Source organism: Streptomyces sp. NPDC044033 (assembly GCF_056434425.1).
The window spans coordinates 376,908-392,077 of sequence record NZ_JBWKFF010000003.1 but is presented as its reverse complement, the minus strand read 5'-3'; the positions used below and the strand labels follow the sequence as shown (position 1 = coordinate 392,077).

Here is a 15,170-nt window from a genome sequence, read left to right as displayed (position 1 = left end):
GGATGACGCGGGTGCAGCGGGGCGACGAGCGGTACCGGGGCGGCGACCCCGCGGCCGGGATCGAGACACGGCACGCCTTCTCCTTCTCCGGCTTCTACGACCCGGACAACGTGCGCTTCGGGCTGCTCGAAGCCTGCAACGAGGAGCGGCTGGCGGGCGGCGCCGGATTCGCGGAGCACCCGCACCGCGATGTGGAGATCGTCACCTGGGTCGTCGAGGGCGAGCTGACCCACGAGGACTCCGCCGGGCATGTGACGGTGGTGCGCCCCGGCGATGTGCAGCGGCTGAGCGCGGGCACCGGCGTGCGGCACACGGAACGCAACGCCGGGAGCGCCCCGCTGCGGTTCGTGCAGATGTGGGTGACCCCGACCGAGTTCGGCGGCGACCCCGCCTACGAGGTGGTACGCGGCATCGCCGACGGCACCCCGTACGCCCTGCACCGCGCGGAAGCGGTCCTCCACGTCCGCCGCCTCGCCCCGGGCGAACGCACGGCGCTGCCGGCCGCGCCGTGGACGTACGCGCATGTGGTGCGCGGCGCGGTGAGCCTGGGCGACGAGACCCTCCACGAGGGCGACGCGGCCCGCGTCGAGAACACCACGCCGCGGGAGCCGCGCGAGGCGCGGTCCATCGGCAGGTCGGAGCTCCTGGTGTGGGAGATGCACAGGGAACCGTCGTTCGGCTGACGACCCGCTCCATCCGGGCAGGCCGCGCCACATTCAGCCCGTCAGGCGTCTGAGGACAAGGGCTTGCGAAGCAGAGCCCGGCCCAATCAAGCCCGTCCGGCGCTTGAGGACCGGGGTCCGGGGCGGAGCCCCGAGTCAGTGGCCCTGGCCGAGCTCCGCGAGAACGGCGTCGGTGAGCGGAGGCCACGCCTCCACCGCCCACGGCCCGAACGCCCGATCCGTCAACGCCGCGCAAGCGGCCCCGGCCTCGGGGTCGACCCACAGAAACGTTCCGGCCTGCCCGAAGTGGCCGAACGTGCGCGGCGACGAGGACGCCCCCGTCCAATGCGGGGCCTTGCCGTCGCGGATCTCGAACCCCAGCCCCCAGTCGTTCGGCCGCTGGTGCCCGTAGCCCGGCAGCACCCCGCTCACCCCGGGGAAGACCACCGACGTGGCCTCGGTCAGCGTCTGGCGCGACAGCAGCCGCGGCGCCTGGAGCTCCGCCGCGAAGCGCGCCATGTCGTCGGCGGTCGAGACGCCGTCCTTGGCGGGCGACCCGGCCAGCTCCGTGGCGGTCATGCCCAGCGGCTCCAGCACCGCCTGCCGCAGGTACTCCGGGAAGTCGATGTCCGTCGCCTTGGCGATGTGATCGCCGAGCGCCTCGAAGCCGGCGTTGGAGTAGAGCCGCCGCGTGCCCGGTTCGGACATGGTCCGGTGCTCGTCGAAGGCGAGCCCGGAGGTGTGGGCGAGCAGATGGCGGACGGTGGCGCCGGGCGGCCCGGCGGGCTCGTCGAGTTCGATCGCGCCCTCCTCGACGGCGAGCAGCGCGGCGTACGCGGCGAGCGGTTTGGTCACCGAGGCCAACGGGAAGCGGTGCCCGGTGGGCCCGTACGATCCGGCCCTCGTGCCGTCGGCCCGTACGACCACGGCCGCGGCGGTCTCGACCGGCCAGCTCTCGATCTTGCTCAGACTCGCCATGCTCTCCATGGCGACGAGCCTAACCCGCTCAAAATCCGGTCAAGGATCCGCTTGCTTGGAGTGCGCTCCAAGTCTCTAGCGTTGAGAGTCCACAAGGGCCGCCGAAGACGCCGAAGACGCAGCGAGGGCGAAGGGGGAGTGGCATGACAGTGACCGAAGCCGAGACCGGGACGATCAGGGCCGTGCGTCCGGACCGGTGCCTTGAGGTGCACGAGCACCCCCGGCCCGGCGGGCGGGGCGACTACACGATCAGCGAGGTGGCGACGTACACCGGGCTGTCCGCGTACACCCTGCGCTGGTACGAACGGATCGGGCTCATGTCGTACGTCGACCGCTCCCACACCGGCCAGCGCCGCTACGGCGACCGCGACCTGGACTGGCTGGACCTGGTGGGCAAGTTGCGGCTGACCGGGATGCCGGTCGCCGACATGGTCCGCTACGCGGAACTCGTCCGGGCCGGCGAGGAGACGTTCGCGGAGCGCGAGCGGCTGCTGACCGCTCACCGGGAGGACGTGCGCACACGCATCGCGGAATTGCAGAGCACCTTGGAAGTCCTCGACTACAAGATAGACACCTACGGAGACGCCCGACGGGCGTCCGAAAGGGCCTGATGCCTGTATGAGCACGGAAAAGATCGCACACGTCGCCCTCGGTACCGACGGCCCCCAGGTCGGTGTCCAGGGCCTCGGCTGCATGGGCATGAGCCACGCGTACGGGCCGGCCGACGAGAACGGGTCGCGGGCCGCCCTGGAGCGCGCCCTCGAACTGGGCGTCACCCTCTTCGACACCGCCGACCTGTACGGCGACGGGGAGAACGAGAAGTTCATCTCGCCGTTCATACGGGCCCACCGCGACGAGGTCGTCCTCGCCACGAAGTTCGCCCTCTCCGCCGACTCGGCGGACCCCGACAAGCGGATCATCGACAACTCTCCCGAGTACATCCGGGGGGCCATCGACGCGAGCCTGCGACGGCTCGCAGTCGAACAGATCGACCTCTACTACATGCACCGGCGCGACGTGAACGTCCCGATCGAGGAGACGGTCGGCGCGATGGCGGAACTGGTGAAGGAGGGCAAGGTCAAGCACCTCGGGCTGAGCGAGGTGACCGGCGCCGAACTGCGCGCCGCGCACGCCGTGCACCCCATCGCGGCCGTCCAGTCGGAGTGGTCGCTCTTCAGCCGCGACGTGGAGCGGAGCGCGGTGCCCACGGCCCAGGAGCTCGGCGTCGCCTTCGTCCCGTACTCGCCGCTCGGCCGCGGCTTCCTGACCGGCTCCTTCGCCAACGCCGACCAGGACCTGCCCGAGGACGACTGGCGCCGCACGCAGCCCCGCTTCACCGGCGACAACGCCGCGGTCAACGCCGCGCTGCTGGAGCCGGTACGGGCCATCGCGCGGGAGCACGGGGTGACGCCCGGCCAGATCGCGCTGGCCTGGGTGCAGCAGCAGGCGCGGGTGCGCGGGCTGACCGTCGTGCCGATCCCCGGCACGACCAAGAGCAAGCGGGTGGACGAGAACACGGCCGCGACGCGGATCGTGCTCGGCGACGGCGAGCTGGCCCGGCTGGAGCCGATCGCGGGCCAGGTCGCGGGCGGGCGCTACGCGGACATGGCGTTCTCGTCGGCGGGCCGGGAGTAACCACCGCCGAGGCGCGTGCGGCCGCCGGCCGGCCGCACGCCGCTACCGCTCGCCGGGGGCCACCAGCCCGGACTCGTACGCGAAGATCACGGCCTGCGCCCGGTCGCGGAGCTGGAGCTTGGCGAGGACGCGGCCGATGTGCGTCTTGACCGTCTGCTCGGCGAGGAACAGCTCCCCGGCGATCTCCTGGTTGGAGAGCCCCCGCGCGATCAGCCCCAGCACCTCCGTCTCGCGCGGCGTCAGCCCCTGCGGACGCGGTACGGGCGTCCGGCGCGGGGCCGGGCGCTGCCGGGCGAACTCCTCGATCAGCCGGCGGGTGACGGACGGGGCGAGCAGCGCCTCGCCCCCGGCCACGACCCGTACGGCCGAGATCAGATCGGCCGGCGGCGCGTCCTTGAGCAGAAAGCCGCTGGCCCCGGCGCGCAGCGCCTCGTAGACGTAGTCGTCGACGTCGAAGGTGGTGAGCATCAGCACCTTGGGGCGGTGCTCGCCGTCGGCGGCCGGGTCCGGGGCGAGGAGCAGCCGGGCCGCCTCCAGGCCGTCCAGCTCGGGCATCCGTACGTCCATGAGGACCACATCGGGGCGGGTGCGGCGGCTCAGCTCCACGCCCTGCCGGCCGTCCGCCGCGTCGCCGACGACGTCGATGTCGGGCTGCGCGGCGAGCAGCGCGGCGAACCCCGCCCGCACCATGGCCTGGTCGTCGACGATGATCACCCTGATGGTCATGGGGCGTGGGGTTCCTCTGCGGTGTCGGGGTCGATACGGGCGGCGGCGACCGGGAACCGCGCCGCCACGCGGAAGCCGCCGCCGGGCAGCGGGCCGGTGTCCAGGGAGCCGCCGAGCAGCCGGACGCGTTCGCGCATCCCGACCAGGCCGTGGCCCGTGCCGCCGCTCTCCAGCGGCGCGCCGGGCGCGGCGGCCGGGGCGTTGACGACCAGGACGCTCACGCCCGTACGGTCCGAGGCGACCGTCACGCGGGTGGCCGCGCCCGGCGCGTGCCGCACCACGTTGGCGAGGGCTTCCTGCACGACGCGGTACGCGGACAGGTCCACGGCCCCTGGCACCGGCCCCGGGCCCGGCTCGACGGACAGTTCCACGGGCACCCCGGCCCGTACCGTCGCCTCCGCCAGCCGGTCCACCTCGGCAAGGCCGGGCTGCGGCGCGCGCTCGCCGCCGCTCTTCTCGTCCACGCCGCGCAGCGCGCCTAGCAGCCGCCGCATCTCGGTGAGCGACTCGCGGGCGGTCGCGGCGATGGCGGCGAACTCCTCGCCCGTCCCGGGCGGCACGCCGCCGAGCCGGTACGGCGCGCTGTCCGCCTGCACCGTGATCACGGACATGTGGTGCGCGACGACGTCGTGCATCTCCCGAGCGATCCGGGCGCGCTCCTCAAGGAGGGTGCGGCGGGCCCGCTCCGCCTCGCTGACCTCGCGCTGCGCGGCCAGCGCCCGGCGCGCCTCGCCGCGCTCGCGCACCGCTCCGGTCAGCAGCAGCACGGCGCCGGTGAGGAGGAAGAGCAGCAACTGGGTGGCGTTCTCGGGTTCGGTCGGGAACACCGCGGGCAGTACGGCCGTGGCGCCCGTCGCCGCCCATACGACGAGCAGTCGGCGGCGCCCCTCGCGCAGTCCCACGGCGGCCGCCACCAGGAGGTAGCCGATCATCGCGGGCGGCGTCCACGGCCAGGACCGGCCGTGCAGGCCGTCGGCCGACAGCAGGACGAAGCCGCCCGCGAGATCGGCGGCGAACACGATCGCCCAGGCGGGCAGGGGCCGGCTCATCGCGAGGGGCAGCGGCACGGTCTGGGCGACGGCGAGTACCGCGGAGACCGCGACGCTCAGCCGGTAGTCGTTCACCAGCACGTTGAACGTGCTCTGGAGCAGCCCGGCCGCCACCGCGCACGCCGCGACGACGGGCAGCCACCGGGCCGGCCCGCGCACGGCGGGAGACGAGGGGAAAGTGGGCATGACCAGGTCAGCCTAGGCCCTGCGGCCCCGAGCCCCTCCCTCGGTGAGCCCCGGGCCGGGCGGGTTACAGCTCCGCGAGCAGCTCGGTCTTCTTGTGGCTGAACTCGTCGTCCGTGAGCAGTCCGGCTTCGCGCAGGGCGCCGAGGTGGCGGATGCGGTCGGCGATGTCGGCCGGGTCCGGGCGGGCCGCGGGGGAGCGGTCCGGGACGAGGGCCGGGGTCGCGGCCTGTACGGCCTCCAGGACCGCGGCGGCGAACGGCAGCGACTCGTGGGCGAGGCCGTAGCCCATGCCGAAGACGACGGCCGCCGGGTCCTGGTCGGCGGCGCCCGGCCGGTCCTCGGCGGTCGCGCCGCGCGGCAGGAGCCGCAGGTGCCCGTTGAATATCTCGGGCGAGCGCCACTCGACGCCGGACAGCTCGTCCACCGCGAAACGCTGGTCGCCAGCCTTCCACTTGACGGTGGACGCGCCCGTCCAGAACCAGCGGAAGACGACGGCCTCGCCGTCGAAGGACGCCTTGGCGTCGTACGCCTTGAAGGACGGCGGCGGGGGAGCGGCCACCAGATACCGCTCGGCCGCCGTGTCCGCATCGGGCCCGAGCCGGGCGCGCAGCTCGTCGGCGTAGTACTCGGCGAGGGTCTCCCGCTCGGCGGGCAGCACCAGCCGGTAGGGGTCGGACCCCTCCTTGAGCTGCCCGTCGGCCGCTTGGGTCAGCGGGTCGGCGCCGGGCCGGGGCGTGGCGCGCAGCACGACCGTGCCGCGCTTGCCCGGGGTGATCTCGACGGCGGCGAGCGCCTCGTAGGGCACGCGGCGCTCACCCAGCGCCTGGAGTAGTTTCGGTGTGCGCAGCCCCCGTTCGAAGCGGATGAGCACGGAGTCGGTGTCGAACTCCCAGACGGTGTGAAAACCGGCCAGCACATCACCCATGTCGTTCATCGTAGGCGGCGGTCGCCCGCCTGTCCCCCCTCCGGCGCTACGCGCGTAAAACCTCATGACACGTACGTACACGCGCCCGGGTGCGCGTCCTGAATCGTGCGTACTGGCTCGGGAATCGTGCGTACTAGCTCAGGTCCGCGGCGCAGCTTCCGTCGTCCGCCGCGCACCGTACGGAGTCGGCCGCGCCGACGCCGATCTTCGCGAAGTTCTCCAGGCTGGTGGTGCCCGGCTGGAAGTACCCGGGGTGGCCCACCGCCCCGTCGGCGGACAGCAGGCGGGCGCCGAAGGCGGTGGATACCGGGTCCGCGCCGTGGCCGAGACCGCCCCACTCCATGTGCGGGATGTCCTGGATCCAGTCGTCGCGGTCGCGCATCGCCCAGACGCGGGCGCTGGTGTGCAGGTCGGCCGCGCGATCGGCGCGCATGCCGGGGCTGCCGGCGACCGCGATGTCGGAGACCTTGGCGGGCAGGTCGCGGGCGGCGACGCCGCACACCACGGAGCCGTAGCTGTGGCAGAACAGGGAGACCCGCGCGTCGTTCGGCAGGCCCCGGACCATGGCGCGCAGCCGCAGCGCGCCTTCGGCGGCGAGCTTGCCGGTGGCCGCGTCCATCCCGAGTCCCGAGGGCGAGGTGTAGTCGGCCCAGGCGATGACGGCGGTCTTCGCGGCGGGCCGGGTCCGGCGCTCGGCGTTGTGCAGCGCGGTGGCCATGCCGGCGGACGCGGTGTAGGCGCGGGCCGTCTTCTCGTAGGTCAGCGCGGTGGTGTCGACGCCGGGCACCACGACGGAGACCCGGTCGGCGTGGGCGAGGTCGCCGAAGACCTCGGCGACCCGCCCCGATCCGGCGGGGTTGAACGCGAAGATCTGCCGCCCGTCGCGCATCAGCGAGGTGAAGCGGTGCATGCGGCGGTCGGCCTCATGCCGGCCGAGCGAGGTGAGCCGCTGGTCGTGCGCCCGCTTCTCCTCGATCGTGCGGGCCTGGCCGAGCGCGACGCGGTTGGCGCGGTAGCGCAGGGGCGCGGGCGCGCCGTTGAGGTTGCCGACGACCAGCGGGTAGCGGTCGACGAGGTAGCTCAGCTGGCTGCCGGTGAGGGTGGCGAAGAAGCGCGACAGGGCGCCCGGCGGGCTGTTCGGGTCGGGCAGCCGGTGTCCGGCGAGCGAGCCGTGCAGCCAGGCGGTGAGCGAGGCCGATCTCGGGTCGGATTCCCCTCTGTGACTCCGGATGGCGGTCCAGCCGGTCGTGGCGAGCATGACGAAGACCACGGCGAGGGCGAGCAGCGCGCGCCAGACCGTGGCCGAGTTCGTCCAAGGCAGGGGGGAGGGAGCACCGAGCTCCGGGAAGGAAGTCACCGCGGGCCACCCTAGGAGAAACCCGGCGGTAGCCGCCAAACGCGTGAGTCATCTCACGTTTGATAGCGGACAATTGTGCACAGGAGTGCGAGTTGAGGGTCAGGGTCGGGACGGGGTCCGCCAATTCCCGGACAGCGCGGGTCCCAGGACGTCGAGGGAGGTCTCGGCGAGGCCCCGCATGGCGTCCGAGGTCCAGTCGTCGCCCTCGCCCCAGATCTTGCCCGCCACCCGCAGCGCCCCGGTGAACGCCGCCACCAGGACGCGCGGCCGCGGGTCGGCGTCGACGTCCAGACCCTCCCGGCGGGCGATCTCCCGCGCGATCCGCTCCTCCGTGTCGTACTGGCGGCGCAGATGGGCCGCGAGCAGCGCGGGCGTCGACTCGATCACCTGGTACATGCGCATGTGCAGTTGGGGCGGCGCGACCGTCTTCACCTCCTCGTCGATGGTGGCCCAGGCGTTCGCGACGGCGTTGCGCAGCGCGGCCATCGGCGGCTCATGGGCGGGGCGCGCGCGGACCTCCGTGAAGAAGCGCGTCTCGATCAGCTCCTGGAGGGCGAAGGCGACTTCCTCCTTGCTGGAGAAGTAGCGGAAGAAGGTGCGCTGGGAGACGTCGACGGCGTCGGCGATCTCGTCCACGGTCGTCTGCTCGTACCCGTTCGCCACGAACAGCTCCAGGGCCGCGCGGACCAGTGCGTCACGGGTCCGCCGCTTCTTGCGCTCGCGCAGCCCGCAGAGCGCCGCCGGCTCCGCGGCCGACTGCTCGGTCTCCTGTTCGGTCTTCACCGATCGGCCCTCTCCTCGGCGGGTTTCCGCTGCTCACGATATCTGTGACCGACATGACAGTTACCGACTCATGAACTGGTTTGTCAATTGTCAGCCACTGCCATAATCTCCCCATATGACGTCTCAGACCACCGTCGCCGACGCGGCGCCGGAACATCCCGTACCGGGGCCCCGGAAGGGGCTGCGGGGCCATCCATGGCTGACCCTCATCTCCGTCGCGATCGGCGTGATGATGGTCGCGCTCGACGGCACGATCGTCGCGATAGCCAACCCCGCCATCCAGAAGGACCTCGGCGCCTCGCTCGCCGACGTCCAGTGGATAACCAACGGCTATCTGCTGGCCCTCGCCGTCGCGCTGATCACCGCCGGCAAGCTCGGTGACCGCTTCGGCCACCGCCAGACCTTCCTCATCGGCATCGCCGGATTCGCGCTCGCCTCCGGCGCGATCGGGATCTCCAGCAGCGTCGCGCTGGTCATCGTCTTCCGGGTGCTCCAGGGCCTCTTCGGCGCCCTGCTCATGCCGGCCGCGCTCGGCCTGCTGCGCGCCACCTTCCCGGCCGAGAAGCTCAACATGGCCATCGGCATCTGGGGCATGGTCATCGGCGCCTCCACCGCCGCCGGACCGATCGTCGGCGGCCTGCTGGTCGAGCACGTCAACTGGCAGTCGGTCTTCTTCATCAACGTCCCGGTCGGCGTCATCGCGCTCGTACTGGGCCTGGTGATCCTCGTGGACCACCGCGCCAAGAACGCCGCCAAGTCCTTCGACATCCTCGGGATCGTGCTGCTCTCCGGGGCCATGTTCTGCCTCATCTGGGCGCTCATCAAGGAGAACCAGTGGGGCGGCTGGGGCGAGACCAAGACGCTCCTCTTCCTCGGCCTCGCGATCGTCGCCTTCGTGCTCTTCGCCCTCTGGGAGACCAGGGTCAAGGAACCGCTGATCCCGCTGAGCATGTTCCGCTCCGTACCGCTCTCCGCGGGCACGATCCTGATGGTGCTGATGGCGTTCGCCTTCATGGGCGGCCTGTTCTTCGTCACCTTCTATCTGCAGAACGTGCACGGCATGAGCCCGGTCGACAGCGGGCTCCATCTGCTGCCGCTCACCGCGATGATGATCGTCGCCTCGCCGATCGCCGGCGCCCTCATCACCAAGCTCGGCCCGCGCATCCCGCTGGTCGGCGGCATGATCCTGACCGCCGTCGCCTGCTTCGGGATGTCCAGCCTCTCCTCGGACTCCGGCAACCTGGGGATGTCCGTCTGGTTCGCGCTGCTCGGCCTCGGCCTCGCCCCGGTCATGGTCGGCGCCACCGAGGTCATCGTCGGCAACGCGCCGCTGGAGCACTCCGGCGTCGCGGGCGGCCTCCAGCAGGCCGCCATGCAGGTCGGCGGCTCCCTCGGCACGGCCGTGCTGGGCGCGGTGATGGCCTCCCGCGTCAGCAGCGACCTGCCCGACAAGTGGGCCGGTGCGGGGCTGCCCAAGCTCACGCCCGAGCAGATGTCCCAGGCGTCCGACGCGGTCGCCGTCGGCGTCGGCCCGGTGCCGCCGAAGGCTCCGCCGCAGCTCGCCGAGAAGATCACGGGCGTCGCGCATGACACGTTCGTGTCGGGCATGGGCTTCGCCTTCACCGTCGCCGGCATCGTGGCGGTCGTCGCCGCCGCGGTCGCGATGTTCACCAAACGCGGGGACAACGCCGAGGCCGGAGCGGGCGCGGCGCACATCTGACGCCGTTCGCCGCGGACGCGGCGGCTCCCGACGAGCGAGGGGCCGAACCGGTTGCTGAACCGGTTCGGCCCCTTCGCCGTGGGCGGACGCCCGTAGCGCCCCCTATCCAGGTGAACCGCTCCGCACCCCCTTGGCGTCCGCTTCGGCGGCCCGCGATGCTCGGTGCCGCACCTGCCACGGGCAACTGCCCGGGCATGGAGCCGTCATCGAGGTCCGCGCGCCGATGGGCGCGCCGCACGGGGGAGCAGTCCACATGAACAAAATCGTCGTCGCCATGACGTTGGCCGCCGCCGCGGCCGTACTCCTGCCGCAGACGGGGCCGGCCACGGCCGCGGCTTCGAAGGCCCCGAAGGCAGCGGCCGCGGCCGCTGCCGCGCCCCGGCTCGGCGCCTGCGCCGCCGGCCAGCTGTGCCTGTGGCCCAAGAACGGCTTCCGCGGCACCCGCCAGACGCACGAACTCTCCAACACCGACATCGCAAGCTGCGAACCCCTCCCCGCCGGCACCTCCGCCGCCTCCCTCGCCAACCGCACCGGGCGCCCCGTCACCACTTACCAGAGCGCCGAATGCGCGGAGACCGGCGAGTTCAACACCTATCCGCCCGGCTCCTATGCCCCCGAATCCCCGTACCGGGTACGGGCCTTCAAGATCTGGGAGAACTGAGCCGCCGCTCGCCGGGGGTTCTGGCTGTGTGACCTTCGCGACTCCGCCACGAGGCCGCGACCGGCCACGAACGACCCGCAGGCGACCGGCGGGGAAGCGCTGGGCCCTGGCCGGGGAAGGGCCGATTCCGGCCGAGGGAAGGGCCGGGGCCTGGCTGGGAGAGCGTCGTGTTCTGGGGGAAGCGCTGGGTCTGGCTGGGGGAGCGTCGGGCTCCGGCGGGGGAAGCGCTGGGGCCTGGCGGGGAAAGCGTCGGGCTCCGGCCGGGGGAGTGCCGGGCCGGCCATGGTCGGCCCGCGTACGGCAGACCGCGAGAGCCATGGGCCCCGGCGCCGGTCCCGGCCGCGAGCGGCGCGCGGGCGGCGGGCCCGGCCTCGCGACGGCCTCGGCCACCGACCCGCGAGGGACCCGGCCCTGGCCCGCGAGAGCGCCGAGCCGTCGGCTCGGCGAAAGCTCCGGGCCCTGGCCCGTGAAATCACCGGTCTCCCGACCCGCGGAGGCTCCGGCCCCCGGACCCGGACCCGGACCCGCGGAGGCTCCGGCCCCCGGACCCCGGCTCGCGAAAGCACCGTGCCGCCGGCCCCGGCGGCAAAAGCACGGCTCCGGCCGTGAATACGCCGGGACCCCGGCCGACGAAGAGGTCGGCCGGGGTCCCGGCACTCGATACGGGCCGTACGGCCGTTACGCGTCGCCGCCCGCCGCGCCCGGCTCCGCCGCCGAGGCGTCGAGGAGCTGGTAGCGGTCGATGGCCTGCTTGAGCGCGGAGCGGTCCACCTTGCCCTCCTTGGCCAGCTCGGTGAGCACGCCCAGCACGATCGACTGCGCGTCGATGTGGAAGAAGCGGCGGGCCGCGCCCCGGGTGTCGGCGAAGCCGAAGCCGTCGGCGCCCAGCGACTGGTACGTGCCGGGGATCCAGCGCGCGATCTGGTCCGGGACGGCGCGCATCCAGTCGGACACGGCCACCTTCGGGCCCTCGGCGCCCTGGAGCTTCGTCGTCACGTACGGGACGCGCTGCTCCTCCTCCGGGTGGAGCAGGTTGTGCTCCTCGACCGCCACCGCGTCGCGGCGCAGTTCGTTCCAGGAGGTCGCCGACCAGACGTCCGCCTTGACGTTCCACTCCTCGGCGAGGATGCGCTGGGCCTCGACCGCCCACGGCACCGCGACGCCGGAGGCGAGGATCTGCGCGGGGATCGAGCCCTGCTCGCCCGCCCGGAAGCGGTAGAGGCCCTTGAGGATGCCCTCGCGGTCCACGTCGGCCGGCTCGGCCGGGTGCTGGATCGGCTCGTTGTAGACGGTGAGGTAGTAGAAGACGTCCTCGCCCGCCTTGCCGTCCGGCGTCTCGCCGTACATCCGGCGCAGGCCGTCCTGCATGATGTGCGCGATCTCGTAGCCGAACGCCGGGTCGTACGCGACGACGGCCGGGTTGGTGGAGGCGAGCAGCTGCGAGTGGCCGTCCGCGTGCTGCAGGCCCTCGCCGGTCAGGGTCGTACGGCCGGCGGTCGCGCCCAGCACGAATCCGCGCGAGAGCTGGTCGGCCATCTGCCAGAACTGGTCGCCGGTGCGCTGGAAACCGAACATCGAGTAGAAGACGTAGACCGGGATCAGCGGCTCGCCGTGCGTGGCGTAGGCCGAGCCCGCCGCGATCAGCGAGGCCGTGCAGCCCGCCTCGGAGATACCGTCGTGCAGCATCTGCCCGGACGGCGACTCCTTGTAGGCGAGCAGCAGTTCGCGGTCCACGGACTCGTACTGCTGGCCCATCGGGTTGTAGATCTTCGCCGTCGGGAAGAACGCGTCCATGCCGAAGGTGCGGTACTCGTCCGGCGCGATCAGCACGAACCGCTTGCCGATCTCCTTGTCCCGCATCAGGTCCTTGAGCACCCGGACGAACGCCATGGTGGTGGCGATCGACTGGTGGCCGGAGCCCTTCTTCGCGGCCGCGTACGCCTTGTCGTCCGGCAGGTTCAGCGGCTTGGCCCGGACGACCCGGGTCGGCACATAGCCGCCGCACGACGTGCGGCGGTCGTGCATGTACTGGATCTCTTCCGAGTCGCGGCCCGGGTGGTAGTACGGCGGGTTGCCGTCCTCCAGATCCTTGTCGGCGATCGGCAGGTGCAGCCGGTCACGGAAGCGCTTGAGGTCCTCGGCCGTGAGCTTCTTCATCTGGTGGGTCGCGTTGCGGCCCTCGAAGTTCGGACCCAGGGTCCAGCCCTTGACGGTCTGCGCGAGGATCACGGTCGGCTGGCCCTTGTGGGCCTTGGCCGCCGCGTACGCCGCGTAGATCTTCTTGTGGTCGTGACCGCCGCGGCCCAGGTGCAGGATCTGGTCGTCGGTCATGTTCTCGACCATCGCGCGCAGCCGCTGGTCGTCGCCGAAGAAGTGCTCGCGGATGTACGAGCCGGTCTCGGTCGCGTACGTCTGGAACTGGCCGTCCGGCGTGCTGTTGAGCCGGTTGACCAGGATGCCGTCGCGGTCCTGGGCGAGCAGCGGGTCCCAGGAGCGGTCCCACACCAGCTTGATCACGTTCCAGCCGGCGCCGCGGAACTGCGACTCCAGCTCCTGCATGATCTTGCCGTTGCCGCGCACCGGGCCGTCGAGGCGCTGCAGGTTGCAGTTGACGACGAAGGTCAGGTTGTCGAGGCCCTCGCGGGCGGCGATCGACAGCTGGCCGAGCGACTCCGGCTCGTCCATCTCGCCGTCGCCGAGGTACGCCCAGACATGCGAGTCGGAGGTGTCGGCGATGCCGCGCGCCTCCATGTAGCGGTTCATCCGGGCCTGGTAGATCGCGCCGAGCGGGCCGAGGCCCATCGAGACGGTCGGGAACTCCCAGAAGTCCGGCATCAGCCGCGGGTGCGGGTAGCTGGACAGGCCGTACGGGGCCTTCGACTTCTCCTGCCGGAACGCGTCGAGCTGCTGCTCGGAGAGGCGGTCGAGGAGGAACGCGCGGGCGTAGATGCCGGGGGAGGCGTGCCCCTGGAAGAAGATCTGGTCGCCCCCCTTGCCGTCGTCCTTGCCGCGGAAGAAGTGGTTGAAGCCCACGTCGTACAGCGAGGCCGAGGAGGCGAAGGTGGCGATGTGGCCGCCGACCCCGATGCCGGGGCGCTGGGCGCGCGAGACCATCACGGCCGCGTTCCACCGGGTCGCGTTCAGGACCTTGCGCTCGATCTCCTCGTTGCCGGGGAAGAACGGCTCGTCCTTGGTCGCGATGGTGTTGACGTAGTCCGTGCTGCGCATCTCGGGCACGGCGACACGCTTCTCGCGCGCGCGTTCGATCAGGCGAAGCATGAGGTAGCGGGCACGTTCCCGGCCTCGCTCATCGACGGCTGCGTCGAGCGAGTCGAGCCATTCCTGGGTCTCTTCGGGATCGAAGTCCGGGACCTGGCTGGGAAGGCCGCCAATGATGATCGGGTTGCGATCGGATCCGGAAGCCACGCTGTTCCTTCGCTGTTCGGGTCGTGACGTGCTCTGCACGCGATGATGCCGCGCACGCGGTTGAATACTGTCCCTGCTGGCCGCGCCGCTTTCCATCGTGGACCGCGGCGGCGCAATCGTCACCTCTACTGAGGGGTAACCACCACCTCACGAGGCGGCGGCCCCAGGCCGCCCGGCCGCGGACGGCCAAATCGCAACCATACGCCCCCTATGGAGGTCGCCTGCGTACGGCCGTTCGGCCTTAGCTGTCACAATGGAGGGGTGCAACTTCACAAACCGGGCAGATCGCTGTGGCGTGCATCACTTAGACCCGTTCCGTCATGGTTCGAGATGCGTCGAGACGGCCCCAAAGGTCACCGTTTCGGCGGTCTCGGAGGCCGGGTACTTGCGCGATCCGCCCGGCACGTGTGGACTACGCCCAATGCTTCGCGTACACGCGAGGTTCCAACGACTTATCGAAAGATGACAGGAGGCAATCCGTGAGCGCGACCGCGGACCACGCGGAGGAGCGGATCAACCCTGCCGCCAGGCTGGGTTTCGAGCCCGGACAGGTGGTCCAGGAGATCGGCTACGACGATGATGTCGAGCAGGAGCTCCGCGAGGGGATCGAGGCCGTCACGGGCCAGGGGCTCGTCGACGAGGAATACGACGACGTCGCCGACGTCGTCGTGCTGTGGTTCCGAGACGACGACGGCGACCTGACGGATGCGCTGGTCGATGCCATCGGTCTGGTCGACGAAGGCGGCCCCGTCTGGCTGATGACGCCCAAGACCGGCCGCGATGGCTACGTCGAGGCCAGCGACATCAACGAGGCGTCGACGACCGCGGGTCTGTCCCAGACCAAGAGCATCAACGCGGGCAAGGACTGGAGCGGCAGCCGGCTGGTGACCCCGAAGTCCGCTCGTTCGAGCAAGCGGTAGCACCTCGGCCCCCGAGGCAATCGCCCCACTTCGCCGATCCGGCGCGGGGGGGGGGGGGGGGGGGGGGGGGGGGGGGGGGGGGGGGGGGGGGTTGTTGGGGGGGGGGGGGGGGCGCTATCTCCCATCATAACCTGGGATGGTG

13 protein-coding genes are annotated in these 15,170 nt (G+C 71.9%); 6 read left to right on the top strand and 7 right to left on the bottom strand.

The window, feature by feature from the left end; genetic code table 11:
* Positions 1 to 2 precede the first annotated feature (2 nt).
* On the top strand, positions 3 to 683 hold the full coding sequence (locus AC07AB_RS09180) for a pirin family protein (RefSeq protein ID WP_478562511.1): 681 nt from the start codon (positions 3 to 5) through the stop codon (positions 681 to 683).
* 135 nt (positions 684 to 818) lie between these two features.
* Here the strand turns inward: AC07AB_RS09180 and AC07AB_RS09175 are convergent, their stop codons facing one another.
* Positions 819 to 1,640, bottom strand: coding sequence for a serine hydrolase domain-containing protein (locus AC07AB_RS09175; RefSeq protein ID WP_478562662.1), 822 nt, complete (start codon positions 1,638 to 1,640; stop codon positions 819 to 821).
* 143 nt (positions 1,641 to 1,783) lie between these two features.
* Here AC07AB_RS09175 and AC07AB_RS09170 point away from each other — a divergent pair, with 143 nt between their 5' ends.
* The gene (locus AC07AB_RS09170) at positions 1,784 to 2,251 is read left to right on the top strand and encodes a MerR family transcriptional regulator (RefSeq protein ID WP_478562508.1); all 468 of its coding nucleotides are present in this window, start codon (positions 1,784 to 1,786) and stop codon (positions 2,249 to 2,251) included.
* Positions 2,252 to 2,258: 7 nt separating this feature from the next.
* Positions 2,259 to 3,275 (top strand): aldo/keto reductase, encoded by a 1,017-nt coding sequence (locus AC07AB_RS09165; RefSeq protein ID WP_478562505.1) that lies wholly within the window; start codon positions 2,259 to 2,261, stop codon positions 3,273 to 3,275.
* A 42-nt stretch (positions 3,276 to 3,317) separates the two neighbouring features.
* Here AC07AB_RS09165 and AC07AB_RS09160 read toward each other — a convergent pair whose 3' ends face one another.
* The 5 genes from AC07AB_RS09160 to AC07AB_RS09140 form a co-directional block, all read right to left on the bottom strand.
* Positions 3,318 to 4,001, bottom strand: coding sequence for a response regulator (locus tag AC07AB_RS09160; protein WP_478562502.1), 684 nt, complete (start codon positions 3,999 to 4,001; stop codon positions 3,318 to 3,320).
* On the bottom strand, positions 3,998 to 5,236 hold the full coding sequence (locus AC07AB_RS09155) for a sensor histidine kinase (protein WP_478562499.1): 1,239 nt from the start codon (positions 5,234 to 5,236) through the stop codon (positions 3,998 to 4,000). Before AC07AB_RS09155 ends, AC07AB_RS09160 begins: the two co-directional genes overlap by 4 nt.
* A gap of 64 nt (positions 5,237 to 5,300) precedes the next feature.
* Entirely contained in the window at positions 5,301 to 6,161 is an 861-nt protein-coding gene (locus tag AC07AB_RS09150) for a DUF4429 domain-containing protein (protein ID WP_478562496.1), read from the bottom strand.
* A gap of 133 nt (positions 6,162 to 6,294) precedes the next feature.
* Positions 6,295 to 7,518 (bottom strand): alpha/beta hydrolase, encoded by a 1,224-nt coding sequence (locus AC07AB_RS09145; protein ID WP_478562493.1) that lies wholly within the window; start codon positions 7,516 to 7,518, stop codon positions 6,295 to 6,297.
* A 99-nt stretch (positions 7,519 to 7,617) separates the two neighbouring features.
* Positions 7,618 to 8,301 (bottom strand): TetR family transcriptional regulator, encoded by a 684-nt coding sequence (locus AC07AB_RS09140; RefSeq protein WP_478562490.1) that lies wholly within the window; start codon positions 8,299 to 8,301, stop codon positions 7,618 to 7,620.
* A gap of 115 nt (positions 8,302 to 8,416) precedes the next feature.
* Between AC07AB_RS09140 and AC07AB_RS09135 the strand changes: the two genes are divergently transcribed.
* Together AC07AB_RS09135 and AC07AB_RS09130 are read left to right on the top strand one after the other, a co-directional pair.
* Positions 8,417 to 10,021 (top strand): MFS transporter, encoded by a 1,605-nt coding sequence (locus AC07AB_RS09135; protein ID WP_478562488.1) that lies wholly within the window; start codon positions 8,417 to 8,419, stop codon positions 10,019 to 10,021.
* Positions 10,022 to 10,274: 253 nt separating this feature from the next.
* Entirely contained in the window at positions 10,275 to 10,682 is a 408-nt protein-coding gene (locus tag AC07AB_RS09130) for a peptidase inhibitor family I36 protein (RefSeq protein ID WP_478562485.1), read from the top strand.
* Between the two features lie 678 nt (positions 10,683 to 11,360).
* Here AC07AB_RS09130 and aceE read toward each other — a convergent pair.
* Positions 11,361 to 14,108 (bottom strand): pyruvate dehydrogenase (acetyl-transferring), homodimeric type, encoded by a 2,748-nt coding sequence (gene aceE / locus AC07AB_RS09125; protein ID WP_478562482.1) that lies wholly within the window; start codon positions 14,106 to 14,108, stop codon positions 11,361 to 11,363.
* 479 nt (positions 14,109 to 14,587) lie between these two features.
* On the opposite strand from aceE, the gene AC07AB_RS09120 reads away from it, so the two are divergent.
* Entirely contained in the window at positions 14,588 to 15,028 is a 441-nt protein-coding gene (locus AC07AB_RS09120; RefSeq protein ID WP_478562479.1) for a DUF3052 domain-containing protein, read from the top strand.
* Positions 15,029 to 15,170 lie beyond the last annotated feature (142 nt).

Coding starts and splice junctions, on each gene's coding strand:
- AC07AB_RS09180 (WP_478562511.1), top strand. CDS start 3: ATGACGCGGGTGCAGCGGGGCGACGAGCGGTACCGGGGCGGCGACCCC.
- AC07AB_RS09175 (WP_478562662.1), bottom strand. CDS start 1,640: ATGGCGAGTCTGAGCAAGATCGAGAGCTGGCCGGTCGAGACCGCCGCG.
- AC07AB_RS09170 (WP_478562508.1), top strand. CDS start 1,784: ATGACAGTGACCGAAGCCGAGACCGGGACGATCAGGGCCGTGCGTCCG.
- AC07AB_RS09165 (WP_478562505.1), top strand. CDS start 2,259: ATGAGCACGGAAAAGATCGCACACGTCGCCCTCGGTACCGACGGCCCC.
- AC07AB_RS09160 (WP_478562502.1), bottom strand. CDS start 4,001: ATGACCATCAGGGTGATCATCGTCGACGACCAGGCCATGGTGCGGGCG.
- AC07AB_RS09155 (WP_478562499.1), bottom strand. CDS start 5,236: ATGCCCACTTTCCCCTCGTCTCCCGCCGTGCGCGGGCCGGCCCGGTGG.
- AC07AB_RS09150 (WP_478562496.1), bottom strand. CDS start 6,161: ATGGGTGATGTGCTGGCCGGTTTTCACACCGTCTGGGAGTTCGACACC.
- AC07AB_RS09135 (WP_478562488.1), top strand. CDS start 8,417: ATGACGTCTCAGACCACCGTCGCCGACGCGGCGCCGGAACATCCCGTA.
- AC07AB_RS09130 (WP_478562485.1), top strand. CDS start 10,275: ATGAACAAAATCGTCGTCGCCATGACGTTGGCCGCCGCCGCGGCCGTA.